General features: G+C 61.7%; 11 protein-coding genes. 10 read left to right on the top strand and 1 reads right to left on the bottom strand.

Features of this window, described 5'->3' with window-relative positions:
- Positions 1–37 precede the first annotated feature (37 nt).
- A complete protein-coding gene (locus BT264_RS02710) occupies positions 38–1,327 on the top strand; it encodes a dihydroorotase (protein WP_072436189.1) in 1,290 nt (429 codons plus the stop codon).
- Positions 1,328–1,346: 19 nt separating this feature from the next.
- Positions 1,347–2,204 (top strand): lysophospholipid acyltransferase family protein, encoded by an 858-nt coding sequence (locus tag BT264_RS02705; protein WP_072436188.1) that lies wholly within the window; start codon positions 1,347–1,349, stop codon positions 2,202–2,204.
- Between the two features lie 32 nt (positions 2,205–2,236).
- Here BT264_RS02705 and BT264_RS02700 read toward each other — a convergent pair whose 3' ends face one another.
- Positions 2,237–3,076, bottom strand: coding sequence for a symmetrical bis(5'-nucleosyl)-tetraphosphatase (locus BT264_RS02700; RefSeq protein ID WP_072436187.1), 840 nt, complete (start codon positions 3,074–3,076; stop codon positions 2,237–2,239).
- A gap of 336 nt (positions 3,077–3,412) precedes the next feature.
- Between BT264_RS02700 and rfbB the strand changes: the two genes are divergently transcribed.
- The 8 genes from rfbB to BT264_RS02660 are packed head-to-tail and all read left to right on the top strand — an operon-like array spanning position 3,413 to position 12,873.
- Entirely contained in the window at positions 3,413–4,474 is a 1,062-nt protein-coding gene (rfbB, locus tag BT264_RS02695) for a dTDP-glucose 4,6-dehydratase (RefSeq protein ID WP_072436186.1), read from the top strand.
- 11 nt (positions 4,475–4,485) lie between these two features.
- Complete coding sequence (gene rfbA, locus BT264_RS02690; protein ID WP_072436185.1) at positions 4,486–5,379, top strand: glucose-1-phosphate thymidylyltransferase RfbA; 894 nt, start codon at positions 4,486–4,488, stop codon at positions 5,377–5,379.
- Positions 5,364–5,915 (top strand): dTDP-4-dehydrorhamnose 3,5-epimerase, encoded by a 552-nt coding sequence (gene rfbC, locus BT264_RS02685; RefSeq protein WP_072436184.1) that lies wholly within the window; start codon positions 5,364–5,366, stop codon positions 5,913–5,915. Before rfbA ends, rfbC begins: the two co-directional genes overlap by 16 nt.
- Positions 5,908–6,807, top strand: coding sequence for a dTDP-4-dehydrorhamnose reductase (rfbD, locus tag BT264_RS02680; RefSeq protein WP_072436183.1), 900 nt, complete (start codon positions 5,908–5,910; stop codon positions 6,805–6,807). The genes rfbC and rfbD overlap by 8 nt, the downstream gene beginning before the upstream one ends.
- Entirely contained in the window at positions 6,808–7,707 is a 900-nt protein-coding gene (locus BT264_RS02675; protein WP_072436182.1) for a glycosyltransferase family 2 protein, read from the top strand.
- Positions 7,708–7,766: 59 nt separating this feature from the next.
- Positions 7,767–8,549 carry an ABC transporter permease gene (locus BT264_RS02670; protein ID WP_072436181.1) on the top strand — a complete coding sequence of 261 codons (783 nt, stop codon included), beginning with the start codon at positions 7,767–7,769 and terminating at the stop codon, positions 8,547–8,549.
- Positions 8,550–8,558: 9 nt separating this feature from the next.
- Positions 8,559–9,311, top strand: a complete 753-nt coding sequence (locus BT264_RS02665; RefSeq protein ID WP_072436180.1) for an ABC transporter ATP-binding protein — start codon at positions 8,559–8,561, stop codon at positions 9,309–9,311.
- A 58-nt stretch (positions 9,312–9,369) separates the two neighbouring features.
- Positions 9,370–12,873 carry a glycosyltransferase gene (locus tag BT264_RS02660; protein ID WP_177318330.1) on the top strand — a complete coding sequence of 1,168 codons (3,504 nt, stop codon included), beginning with the start codon at positions 9,370–9,372 and terminating at the stop codon, positions 12,871–12,873.
- Positions 12,874–12,905: the final 32 nt, after the last annotated feature.

Below are 12,905 nucleotides of genomic sequence, written 5' to 3'. Positions count from 1 at the left end.
AGGCATTCAACGCAATCAACGCATTCACAGACAGCGCATGAAGATTCATATCAAAGGCGGCACGCTGATCGATCCGGTCGCCGGCACCGAGCGGCAGGCCGACGTATTCGTCGCGGCCGGCAAGATCGCCGCGATCGTCGAAGCCGGCGCGGCGGCGCCGGCCGATTTCAACGCCGCGAAGACCATCGACGCGTCGGGCCTGATCGTCGCGCCCGGCCTCGTCGACCTGTGCGCGCGGCTGCGCGAGCCCGGCTACGAGCACAAGGCGACGCTCGCATCCGAGATGGCCGCGGCCGTCGCGGGCGGCGTCACGACCCTCGTGTGCCCGCCGGACACCGATCCCGTGCTCGACGAGCCGGGCCTCGTCGAGATGCTCAAGTTCCGCGCGAGCAACCTGCGCCAGGCGAACGTCCATCCGCTCGGCGCGCTGACCGTCGGCCTCAAGGGCGAAGTGATCACCGAGATGGTCGCGCTGACCGAATCCGGCTGCGTCGGCTTCACGCATGCAAACGTGCCGGTGCGCGACACGCAGGTGCTGCTGCGTGCGCTGCAGTACGCGAGCACCTACGGCTACACCACGTGGCTGCGCCCGCTGGACGCGTTCATCGGCCGCGGCGGCGTTGCCGCGAGCGGCGCGCTCGCGTCGCGGCTCGGGCTGTCCGGCGTGCCGGTCGCGGCCGAGACGATCGCGTTGCACACGATCTTCGAACTGATGCGCGTGACGGGCGCGCGCGTGCACCTCGCGCGGCTGTCGTCGGCGGCCGGCCTCGCGCTCGTGCGCGCGGCGAAGGCCGAGGGGTTGCCCGTGACCTGCGACGTCGGCGTGAACCACCTGCACCTGATCGACGTCGACATCGGTTATTTCGATTCGCAGTTCCGGCTCGACCCGCCGCTGCGCGGCGAGCGCGATCGCGAAGCGATCCGCGTGGCGCTTGCAGACGGCACGATCGACGCGATCTGCTCCGACCACACGCCCGTCGACGACGACGAGAAGCTGCTGCCGTTCGGCGAAGCGACGCCTGGCGCGACCGGGCTCGAACTGCTGCTGTCGCTGACGCTGAAGTGGGCGGACGAGACGCGCACGCCGCTCGCGCAGGCGCTGCGCCGCATCACGTCCGCGCCGGCCGACGTGCTGAAGCTGCCGGCGGGCCGTCTGGCCGAAGGCGGCACGGCCGACCTGTGCGTGTTCGACCCGCGTGCGCACTGGCGCGTCGAGCCGCGTGCGCTGAAGAGCCAGGGCCACAACTCGCCGTTCCTCGGCTACGAACTGCCCGCCTGCGTGCGTACGACGCTCGTCGCCGGACAGATCGCGTTCGAGCGCCACTGAACCACGCCGGACCTTCGCCATGATTGCTCTTCGCAAGCTGCGTCTCGTTTTTCACCTGTTGCGCGGCATGGCGATCGTCGCGCTGCGTTTTTCGCACGTCACGCCCGCGCGCCGCGCCGAGATGACGCGCCGCTGGTCGCTCAAGATGCTGCGGATCTGCGGGATGCGCGTCGTCGTCCACAACGACGGCGCGCGGCTCGACGCGAGCGCGCTCGTCGTCGGCAACCACGTGTCGTGGCTCGACATCTATGCGGTCAACGCGTGGCGGCCGACGCCGTTCGTGTCGAAGGCCGAGGTGCGGCAGTGGCCGGTCGTCGGCTGGCTCGCCGAGAAGCTCGACACCGTGTTCCTGCAGCGCGAGAAGCGCACCGAGGCGATGCGGATCATGCACGAGATGGCCGAGCGCCTGCGCAACGGCGGGCTGATGTGCGTGTTTCCGGAAGGGACGACGTCCGACGGGCAGGAACTGCTGCCGTTCCATGCGAACCTGTTCCAGGCTGCGGTATCGGCCGGCTGCGCGGTTCAGCCGATTTGTCTGATGTATGAGGATGCGCAGCGGCGGCAGTCGGTGGCGCCGGCTTACACAGGCGAGCTGTCGCTCGGCAAGTCGCTCGACATGGTGCTGCGCGGCGGCCCGCTCGTCGCGCATCTGTACGTGTGCGAACCGATCGCACCGGGCGGTGACCGGCGCGCGACGTCCGCGGCGGCGCGCGACGCGATCGCGGCTGCGCTCGCGTCGATGCAGGAGAAGGTCGGCAAGCCGTCGGCCGAGTCGCTCGCGGAGCTGGCGAAGCATGCGTATCCGGCGACCGAGCTTGGCGCCGGTGCGTCAGGCGACGGGGCGGCCGACGAGCCGGTGCCGGGGCGCGAGGGGTAAGGCGCTTCCCGGTCGGACGCCTCAGCGCGTAATCACTCGCCGCCCGGCGCGCCGCACGCTTCGCACTGCACCTGCGTGACCGTGCGCTGCGCCGGGTCGGCCGTCAGCCGCACGGCCGACAACTGGTTTCCCCACACGCATCCCGAATCGAGCGCGACGAGGTTGTCGCGCAGCGTCAGGCCGAGCGCGGCCCAGTGGCCGAACACGACCGTCACGTCCTCCGTGCGGCGCCCCGGCACGTCGAACCACGGCAGGTAGCCGGGCGGCGCGCTGGCGGGGCCGCCGTTGGCCTTGAACTCCATGGCGCCGTCGGGCGTGCAGAAGCGCAGGCGCGTGAACGCGTTGAATGCGACGCGCATCCGGTCGCGTTTCTTCATGTTCGGGCTCCATTGGTTCGGCTCGTTGCCGTACAGGCCTTGCAGCGTTTCGCGCCAGTCGGGGGCGCGCAGCGCGCGCTGGAGTTCGTCGGCGAGCTCGAGTGCGAGCGTGGTGTCCCATTGCGGCAGCAGGCCCGCATGCACGAGGAGCATTCCGTTCTCGGCGTGCACGAACGGGCGGTGGCGGACCCAATCGAGCAGTGCTTCGGCGTCCGGCGCGTCGAGGATCTCGCCGATCGTGTCGCCCGGGCGTTCGGTGCGCAGGCCGGCGGAGACGGCAAGCAGGTGGAGGTCGTGATTGCCGAGTACGACGGTCGCGCGTGGGCCGAGGTCGACCAGCGCGCGCAGCGCGGCGAGGGAGTCCGGGCCGCGGTTGACGATGTCGCCGGCGATCCAGAGCGGGGTGTCGGCGGCGGGCGAAAGCTGGTTGAGCAGCGACTGGAAAGCTGAATGACAGCCTTGGATGTCGCCGATGGCGATGGGGGGGCGGATCATGAAGGGGCGAGTCCTGCAGGTTTTCCAACAAACAAGAAGAATGATTGGTTTCAGCCAGCATTCTGCAACTTAAATTTCTCGAAATTGCATTGATTTGGCAAGAAATTTTATTCCCGCCAAGGGTGCGGAGCGCTGTATCAAGTTGTTAGCGGCATGGCTTTTGCTGCGGGCGGCTCCCTATAATTGTCGTTTTCCCGAACAAAATTAGCATTTCATGACTTTGGCGGCCGTGTCGACCGGTTAAAATTCCCGGTCTGATGTACCGAGCACAATACTGACGAATTCGACGTGGCCGCCGCCCCAGGGCGCCGGCCACGCACTACGAGAGGGAACCTCATGATTCTGGTTACGGGCGGCGCAGGGTTTATCGGTGCCAATTTTGTACTCGACTGGCTACGCGATTCCGACGAAGCGGTACTCAATGTCGACAAGCTGACCTATGCGGGCAACCTCCGTACGCTGCAATCGCTGGAAGGCAATTCGAAGCATGTGTTCGCACGCGTCGACATTTGCGATCGTACCGCGCTCGACGCGCTGTTCGCTGAGCACAAGCCGCGCGCGGTGCTGCACTTCGCTGCCGAAAGCCACGTCGATCGCTCGATCCACGGCCCGGCCGATTTCGTGCAGACCAACGTCGTCGGTACGTTCACGCTGCTCGAAGCGGCCCGCCAGTACTGGAATGGCCTAAACGACACCGACAAGGCGGCGTTCCGCTTCCTGCACGTGTCGACCGACGAGGTGTTCGGCTCGCTGTCCGCCACCGATCCGCAATTCTCCGAAACGACGCCATACGCTCCGAACAGCCCGTATTCCGCGACGAAGGCCGGTTCGGATCATCTGGTGCGCGCCTACCATCATACGTACGGCCTGCCGACGCTGACGACGAACTGTTCGAACAACTACGGCCCGTACCAGTTCCCCGAAAAGCTGATCCCGCTGATGATCGCGAATGCGCTCGCCGGCAAGCCGCTGCCCGTGTACGGCGACGGCCAGAACGTGCGCGACTGGCTTTATGTCGGCGACCACTGCAGCGCGATCCGTGAAGTACTGGCGCGCGGCGTGCCGGGCGAGACGTACAACGTCGGCGGCTGGAACGAGAAGAAGAACCTCGAAGTCGTGCATACGCTGTGCGACCTGCTCGACAAGGCGCGCCCGAAGGCGGCCGGTTCGTATCGCGACCAGATCACCTACGTGACGGATCGCCCCGGCCACGATCGCCGCTACGCGATCGATGCGCGCAAGCTCGAGCGCGAGCTTGGTTGGAAGCCGGCGGAAACGTTCGAGACGGGCCTCGCGAAGACCGTCGACTGGTATCTCGACAACCAGGTATGGGCTGACGAAGTCGCGTCGGGCGAGTACCGCAAGTGGGTCGAGACCAACTACGCGAAGCGCGCTTGAGGAGACACTCGATGGCACGTAAAGGCATCATTCTCGCGGGCGGTTCCGGCACGCGGCTGTATCCGATCACGCACGTCGTCTCGAAACAACTGCTGCCGGTGTACGACAAGCCGATGATTTACTATCCGCTGTCGACGCTGATGGTCGCCGGCATTCGCGACGTACTGATCATCTCGACGCCCCAGGACACGCCGCGTTTCGAATCGATGCTCGGCGACGGCAGCCAGTGGGGGATGAACATCCAGTACGCGGTGCAGCCGTCGCCGGATGGTCTCGCACAGGCGTTCATCATCGGCAAGGAATTCGTCGGCAACGATCCGTCGGCGCTGATTCTCGGCGACAACATCTTCTACGGCCACGATCTCGCGAAGCAACTCGAGCGTGCGCATGCGCAGGAAACCGGCGCGACGGTGTTTGCGTATCACGTGCACGATCCTGAGCGTTACGGCGTCGTCGAGTTCGACAAGTCGTTCCGCGCGCTGTCGATCGAAGAGAAGCCTGTGAAACCGCGTTCGAACTACGCGGTGACCGGTTTGTATTTCTACGACAACCGGGTGTGCGACATCGCGGCCGATATCAAGCCGTCGCCGCGCGGCGAGCTTGAGATTACCGACGTCAATTCGAGGTACCTCGAAGACGGTGCGCTCAACGTCGAGATCATGGGGCGCGGGTATGCATGGCTCGATACCGGCACGCATGATTCGCTTATCGAGGCGGCCACGTTTATCGCGACACTTCAGAAGCGGCAAGGCCTCGTTGTCGCGTGTCCTGAGGAGATCGCATACCGCAAGGAATGGATCGACGCCGAGCAACTGTTGAAACTCGCGCAGCCGCTCGCCAAGAACGGCTACGGTCAGTACCTCAAAAACATTCTCACGGATCAAGTCGCATGGCCATCCAAGTAACGGCGACGGCGCTGCCGGAAGTCAAGATCATCGAGCCGAAGGTGTTCGGCGACGCACGGGGATTCTTCTACGAGAGCTTCAACGGGAAGGAATTCGCCGAACAGGTGGAACCCGGTATCGAATTCGTGCAGGACAACCATTCACGGTCGTCGAAGGGCGTGCTTCGCGGGCTGCACTATCAGATCCAGCATGCACAGGGCAAACTCGTGCGCGTTGTCGAGGGCGAGGTCTTCGACGTCGCGGTCGATATTCGCAAGAGTTCGCCGAACTTCGGCAAGTGGGTCGGTGTGGTGCTGTCGAACGACAATCACAAGCAACTGTGGGTTCCGCCCGGGTTTGCGCACGGTTTTGTCGTGCTGTCCGAAGCTGCGCAATTTCTCTACAAGACCACCGATTACTGGTTCCCCGAGCACGAGCGCAGCATCGTGTGGAACGATCCCGAAATCGGGATCGAATGGCCGATCGATTTCGAGCCGCTGCTCGCCGCGAAGGATGCGGCGGGCAAGCGTTTGAGCGAAGCCGAAGTCTATGCGTGAGGTAGGCGTGAAACCTGAGCCGACGATTCTCGTGACGGGTGTGAACGGGCAGGTGGGGTACGAACTGCTGCGGACGCTGCAAGGGTTGGGGCGGGTGGTGGCATGCGACCGTTCGATGCTCGACCTTTCCGATCTCGACCGCGTGCGCAGTGTCGTGCGCGACCTCAAGCCGTCAATCATCGTGAATCCGGCTGCTTATACCGCGGTGGACAAAGCCGAGACGGACGTCGCGGCGGCACGGCGCCTCAATGCCGACGTGCCGCGTGTGTTCGCCGAGGAGGCCGGGCGCAGCGGAGCGGTCCTAATTCACTATTCGACCGACTACGTGTTCGACGGCACCAAAGAGGGTGCTTATGTCGAGACTGATGCGACCAATCCGCAGAACGTCTACGGCTTGACCAAGCTCGAGGGCGAACAGGCGATCGCGGCGACGGGTTGTGCGCATTTGATCTTGCGGACGAGTTGGGTGTACGGACGGCGCGGCAAGAACTTCCTGCTCACGATGTTGAAGCTCGGCAGCGAGCGGCCCGAGTTGAAAATCGTCGCCGATCAAATCGGCGCACCCACTTGGTCGAACTCCATCGCGTCCGTGACGGCGCATATCGTTGCCCAGGGCCTCGCGGCCGGTTCGCCCGAATGGTGGCATGAGCGCTCCGGTATCTATCACTTCGCCGCGGGCGGCGAGACGTCTTGGCATGGTTTTGCGGAGGAAATCTTTCGTTTGTCGCTGGGCGACAAGGCCCCGCGAACGTTGCCTATTCCGGCGAGCGAATACCCCGTTCCGGCGAAGCGGCCGGCGAATTCCCGCATGGCGGGCGAAAAGCTCTTGCAGACATTCGGACTGCGGATTCCGGCATGGAACGATGCACTTAAGCTTTGCCTGGATGCTTGAATGACTAACGCTTCCGCACCGCGCGGAATGACCGGCTATGTTGTCGTTTTTTATCGACCAGATGCGGATTGCGTGGTGCGAGCGAATCGCCTGTGCGAATTCGGGCCGTGCGTGGTCGTCGACAACACCGAGCGCGCCGCGTCTGCCTCGTCATTGGGGCTCGACCGGCGTGTGATCTACCTTGCGAATGGTGAGAACCGGGGGGTCGGTGAGGCGTTCAACCAAGGGGTGGAGCGCCTGATCGAAGTGGGGTGCAAGTTCGCGATGCTGTTTGATCAAGATAGCGAACCGCAGAGCGATCTCCTGCGTGGATTGCCGGAGGTGCTCGCCAGCGAGCTGTCCAGCGGCGCACGCGTTGCACTCGCCGGCCCTGCCTACGACGATCGCCGCTTGGGAGGCGTCGTGCCGTTTGTGCGATTCGGTTATTTCAAGCTCCGACGGGTGGCTCCGACGGGCAGCGAGCCCGTGGACGTGGACTTCTTGATCAGCTCCGGTTCGTGTCTGAATCTGGATGCATGGCGGGAAATCGGTCCGATGGACGAGGGGCTGTTCATCGACTTCGTTGATCTGGAGTGGTGCATTAGGGCGCGAGCGAAGGGATACGCGGTGCTGGGCATCCCTGCCTTTCGGCTTTCGCACGAACTGGGCGGAGAACCTGTTCACGTGTTCGGGCGAAAGTACCCGGGGCACAGCGCGTTGCGCCACTACTACATGTTCCGTAACGCGATCGCACTGTTCAAACGCCGGTACGTTCCATTGACCTGGAAATCGACGGAGTTCGTCAAGCTGCCGTTCAGGCTTGTGATCTACGGCATCTTCATGACGCCGCGACTCGATCATCTGCGCATGTCTCTGCTCGGGCTCTGGCACGGTGCAATCGGTCGGACCGGTGCCCGATAACCGTTCTGTGCGGAACGTCCGTCTATTCCAACCTATTCTGACAGGTACAAAAATCTCGCATGTTTAATCTCGCATTCGGTGATCTGAAGCAGAGCATCGTTTCCTGGCGGCTCTGGACATTATTGGGCTGGCTGGAGGTTCGCCAACGGTATGCGCGTTCACGCGTCGGACCGTTCTGGCTCACGATCAGTATGGGTGTGGTAATCGGCTCGATCGGCGTCGTGTATGGGACGCTGTTTGGTCAGAAGATGAGCGACTATCTGCCGTTTCTGGCGAGCAGTCTCGTGATGTGGAGCGTGTTTTCGCAGACGATTCTGGAGGGCAGCGTCGCATACATCAATAGCGGCACCTACATCCGGCAGGCCGCTACGCCGAAGCTCATTTATATCCTGCAGGTCGCGTGGCGCAACCTCATCGTGCTCGCCCATAACTTCGTGATCGTGCTGCTGCTGCTGGTTATCTTCGGCGTGAAGAATTGGGAAGCGTTGCCGTTCGTGATCCCGGGGTTGATCCTCTACATGTTGAATGCAATCTGGATCGCGATGATTGCAGGCCTGCTCTCCGCTCGTTTCCGCGACTTGCCCCAGATCATCGCAGCATTGATCCAAGTTGCCTTCTATGTGACGCCGATCATCTACCGTCCATCATCGCTGAACCGGTATTCGTTCATCGTCGAATGGAATCCGCTGGCTTACCTTCTGGACATCGTGCGAGATCCTTTGATCGGCCAAATTTCTCCACCATTGACGTGGGGCGTGACAATTGGAATGGCGCTGATCGGCTGGCCGATCGCGCTGACGTTGACCGGCCGGTTTCTGAAACGTATTCCGTATTGGGTGTAAGGTCGCGAAATGGCTTTTATCGAACTGAAAGGGGCGACGCTCGATCTGCCCATCTACGACGTGCAAGGGCGCTCGCTGAAACGGCAGGTGCTTCGCATGGGGCGCCGCAATACGATCGCGGAAGACAATGACGGTGTGATTGTCGTGCGTGCGCTCGACAACATCGATCTTCGCCTCGAGAGCGGCGACCGGATCGGTCTTATTGGACACAACGGTGCAGGCAAGTCGACGCTATTGAGGACGATGGCCGGCATCTATCCTCCGACGGCCGGGACAGTTAACCGCAGCGGCAAGGTGGTTCCGCTGCTCGACATCAGTCTCGGGATGGATGAAAACTCTACCGGGCTCCAGAACATCCGGCTGCGTGGTCTGCTACTCGGAATGAGCGACGCTGAGATTCGTAAGAAGCAGGACGAGATCGCCGAGTTCTGCGAACTTGGCGACTACCTGGATTTGCCGATTCGCACGTATTCGAGCGGTATGCGTGTGCGTCTCGCATTCGCCGTCTCGACTGCTGTCGATGCCGAAATATTGCTGCTCGACGAAGTGATGGGCGTCGGCGATGCGGCTTTCATGCACAAGGCCGAACAGCGTCTCGCGGATCTGCATAGCCGGGCCGAGATCGTCGTGCTCGCGATGCATTCGAATCATGAAATCCGCCGTGTCTGCAACAAAGCGCTCTGGATGGAGCGCGGCAAGGTGCGCGCGTTTGGACCGGTCGAAGAGGTCGTGTCAGCGTATGAGGCGCAAGTCGGAGTCTGATTGTCGTGGTGAGCGCAAGGTAGTTGGCGCGCACCGCGTTCTGCTTGAGATGGATGCAATGAATCTGGGAAATACTCGACTCGATGCGGAGGAAGGCAGTGATTTGCCCATTTCGCCGATTTCGCTCTGGTGGCCGCAGCTCACGATAGCATCGGCATGGCAGGTACATGCGCCATTCGGCTTCTGGCTGATCGATGCGGTGCGGCCGGCCGTCATCGTCGAGTGGGGAATGTGTGATGGCTTCGGCTATTCGGTGTGGTGCCAAGCCATTCGTGACCTCGGATTGTCAGCTCACTGCCTCGCATTTTCCGAGTTGCGTGACGGCACTTCGTCGGCGACGCGTGCGCCGTCCGAGCAAGGCGATTTGCACACGCCTCATGTTAGAGAGTACGCGCCATTCTCGACACTGCATGACGCGTGCGCGCGCGTCGCAGATGGCACGGTAGGGTTGCTTCACATCGATCTTGCGCACGAGGATGGAGACGCGAGCCGCGTTTTGGAAGCATGGAGGCCCAAGCTCGCGCCGGACGCGATCGTGTTGCTTCATGGCACACGGCGTGCCGGCAATGGCGTGCGCGAGCTCTGGGCCGCCTTGCGGTCCGGCTATCCGTCATTCGAATTCGAGCACGGATTGGGGCTCGGTGTGGTCGCCGTTGGCAAACGTTATCCCGCCCGGCTGCGCGCATTATTCGAATCAGGGGATCGTGCCGAGTATATTGCCGACCTCTATGCGCACCTGGGCGACGCGGTCATGCAGCGATCCGGCTCGAACGAACGTGTAGAGGTGCTGAGTGCAGCCGCTAGCGAGGGTGTTCAGGCGGGTGGTGCCGACACGATCCGCGAATTGCAGGCGACAATCGACAAGCAGCGCACGCGGCTCGACCTGCTGGCGCGTCGGCTGAAATCGGAAGCGCGCAGCGCGTATCTTGCTAATGAGCAATTGCGGCAGGCGCGAGCGGAGGTCAACGCATTGCGCGGTTCGACGTCCTGGCGCATCACCGGGCCGGTGCGAGCTGCCGTCGGATCCATGCACGGGCCTCGCAGAGTGGTGTCGAAGGTAAAGAACCTGTCGGCGATTGTGGGTACGTCGGTACGGACGCGGGGCGTTGCCGCGACACTGCGGAAAATCGTCAGTGCCCGGAAGGAGCATGGCCTGCGCGTGCTGTTGGGCGCCGTACCCGGCCTGCGGTCGACACCATTGTTCGATTTGCCGCCCGCTCGCCCGGCGCAAGGTAACCTGGCATTGCGGGTGCTGCTCATCGCGGAGATGAGCATCCCGCAATGCCTGAAGTATCGAGTGACGCAGAAACAGCGGATGATCGAGGCGCTGGGCTTTGACTGCTCGGTCGTCAGCTGGAGCGATATAGAGAATGCGAAGAGTCTGCTGCAAACTCATTCGATCGCAATCTTCTACCGTGTCCCGGGATTTCCGGGGCCGCTCGAATTGATCGCTGAAGCGAAGGCGCTTGGGCTGACGACTTTCTGGGAAGTCGACGACCTTATTTTCGACGCCGAGAAGTACCTGCATAACTCGAATCTCGACAAGGTGGATGCGGAGACGCGAAAGGGCGTGCTGGCGGGCGTGCCACTCTATCGTGCCGCGATGCTGGCGTGCGACTACGGTATCGCATCGACGTCGGGCCTTGCGCAAGCAATGCGGGAAGCTGGTGTCTCGAAAGTGTACGTGATCGAAAACGCGCTCGACGAAGAGACAATCCGCGTTGCGACCGCCATCGCAAACACTCCGAAAAAGGATGACGGGCTGGTGCGGATTGCATACGGCTCGGGGACCAAAACACATGATGCCGATTTTCGGGAGGCCGCCGCCGCGATCAAGCGTGTGCTTGCGGCGAGGCCGAATGTTCGACTCCGTATTCTAGGCGAGCTCAACTTGCCGGACGATTTCGACGATGTCATGGCTCAGGTCGAACGGTTGCCATTGTCGAACTATGTAACGTATCTGAAACGGCTGGCAGAGTCCGACATCAGCATCGCGCCGCTCGAGGACAATGTATTCAACGACGCAAAGTCGAACATCAAGTATCTCGAGGCTGCGAGCATCAAGCTGTCGTCTGTCTGTTCACCCAGTGCCGCGTTCCGTACGGCAATCGTGGACGGTGACACGGGTTTCCTGGCGGCGGATTCCGCCGCCTGGGAGCGCGCTTTGCTCTCGTTGATCGACAATCGGATGGTGCGCGAGCGGATGGCCGAGCGTGCATTCCGGCACGTGCACGACGATTACGCTCCTGAACCAATCGCGCAACATCAAGTGTTGCCTGTACTGGCCGCTTATCGGGCGCCACAGCGCAAGCTGCGTGTCCTCGGCGTCAACATCTATTTCGAACCGCAGCGCTTCGGTGGTGCGACAGTCGTGGCAGAGGAAATGGCTCGGCGTCTGAATCGAAGCGGCGCGCTCGAGTATTTCATGTTTTCGTCACTGCCCACGAGCGACGTGCCGGCCTACAAACTGAAGCGCTACGATGCGACGGCGGGGGGCGTATTCGCGATGGGGTTGCCAGGCGAGAGCGATCCGTCGTTTGGATTCGAGAATCCGCACTCGTTGGCACCGTTCAGGGAAGCCGTGCGTGCGGTGCGTCCCGACGTCGTGCATCTGCACAGTATCCAGGGTATCGGCGCCCAAATCGCCGAAGTGTGCCAGGACGAGGACATTCCGTATGTCGTGACGTTGCATGACGCTTGGTGGATCTGTGGTCGGCAGTTCATGATTACGGGCGAGAACCGTTTTTGTAATCAGAGAAGAATCGATATTAATGTATGTGCGACATGCGTAGATAATCCAAACTTGAACGGGTATCGGCAGGCTCGGCTCCGGGAGGTGCTCGACGATGCCGCATTGTTGTTGGTGCCGAGTGAGTACTTCAGGCGACTCTTTATAGAGAATGGTTTTTCGGAAAATAAAATCGTACTTAATAAGAACGGTATCATGGCGCCGATGAGCGGCTCATATCGGTCGATGCAGCAAAAGAATGTGATCCGATTTGGTTATGTGGGTGGAGATACGCCAATCAAAGGTTCGCATTTGATTAAATCAATATTCAAGCGATTATCTTATACTAACTACCGACTTCGGGTTGTGGATAATGTGCTGAATCTCGGTCGTCGTTCTATTGATCCAGTTGATTGGAAGGTCACTGGTGAGTTGGAAATCGTTCCTGCGTACACGCAAGAAACGATAGATGCATTTTTCCAAGAAATCGACGTATTACTATGTCCAACGCAGTGTATGGAGAGTTTCGGCCTGTCGGTGCGTGAGGCGCTGGTTCGCAACGTGTGGGTTATCGCTACTGACGCAGGCGGTTTGAGTGAGGACATCGTTCCCGGAGAAAACGGAGACGTTATTCCGATCGACGACGATGGTAGTCAGCTGGAAAAGGCGATCGTGCGCCTGCTCGAGCGGCCTGCTCGTTTGGACGGCTATCGTAATCCGTATGCGCATAACATTCGGTTATTCGATGGCCAGGCGAGCGAACTCGCGCAGCTGCTTGCCGGCGTGGCATCACACAGTGCAACCCCAGGCCGTTCTGCGGCGACAGATCGTTGAGTAATCTTTAGCCACGTCGGTCGGAAGACAAG

It is taken from the genome of Burkholderia sp. NFPP32, from assembly GCF_900119325.1.
Lineage (GTDB): Bacteria > Pseudomonadota > Gammaproteobacteria > Burkholderiales > Burkholderiaceae > Burkholderia > Burkholderia pyrrocinia_C.
This window is presented reverse-complemented; position numbering and strand designations above follow the sequence as displayed.

Excerpts from the sequence above, each read along its gene's own strand:
- BT264_RS02710 (WP_072436189.1), top strand. The coding sequence starts at position 38 with ATGAAGATTCATATCAAAGGCGGCACGCTGATCGATCCGGTCGCCGGC.
- BT264_RS02705 (WP_072436188.1), top strand. The coding sequence starts at position 1,347 with ATGATTGCTCTTCGCAAGCTGCGTCTCGTTTTTCACCTGTTGCGCGGC.
- BT264_RS02700 (WP_072436187.1), bottom strand. The coding sequence starts at position 3,076 with ATGATCCGCCCCCCCATCGCCATCGGCGACATCCAAGGCTGTCATTCA.
- rfbB (WP_072436186.1), top strand. The coding sequence starts at position 3,413 with ATGATTCTGGTTACGGGCGGCGCAGGGTTTATCGGTGCCAATTTTGTA.
- rfbA (WP_072436185.1), top strand. The coding sequence starts at position 4,486 with ATGGCACGTAAAGGCATCATTCTCGCGGGCGGTTCCGGCACGCGGCTG.
- rfbC (WP_072436184.1), top strand. The coding sequence starts at position 5,364 with ATGGCCATCCAAGTAACGGCGACGGCGCTGCCGGAAGTCAAGATCATC.
- rfbD (WP_072436183.1), top strand. The coding sequence starts at position 5,908 with ATGCGTGAGGTAGGCGTGAAACCTGAGCCGACGATTCTCGTGACGGGT.
- BT264_RS02675 (WP_072436182.1), top strand. The coding sequence starts at position 6,808 with ATGACTAACGCTTCCGCACCGCGCGGAATGACCGGCTATGTTGTCGTT.
- BT264_RS02670 (WP_072436181.1), top strand. The coding sequence starts at position 7,767 with ATGTTTAATCTCGCATTCGGTGATCTGAAGCAGAGCATCGTTTCCTGG.
- BT264_RS02665 (WP_072436180.1), top strand. The coding sequence starts at position 8,559 with ATGGCTTTTATCGAACTGAAAGGGGCGACGCTCGATCTGCCCATCTAC.
- BT264_RS02660 (WP_177318330.1), top strand. The coding sequence starts at position 9,370 with ATGAATCTGGGAAATACTCGACTCGATGCGGAGGAAGGCAGTGATTTG.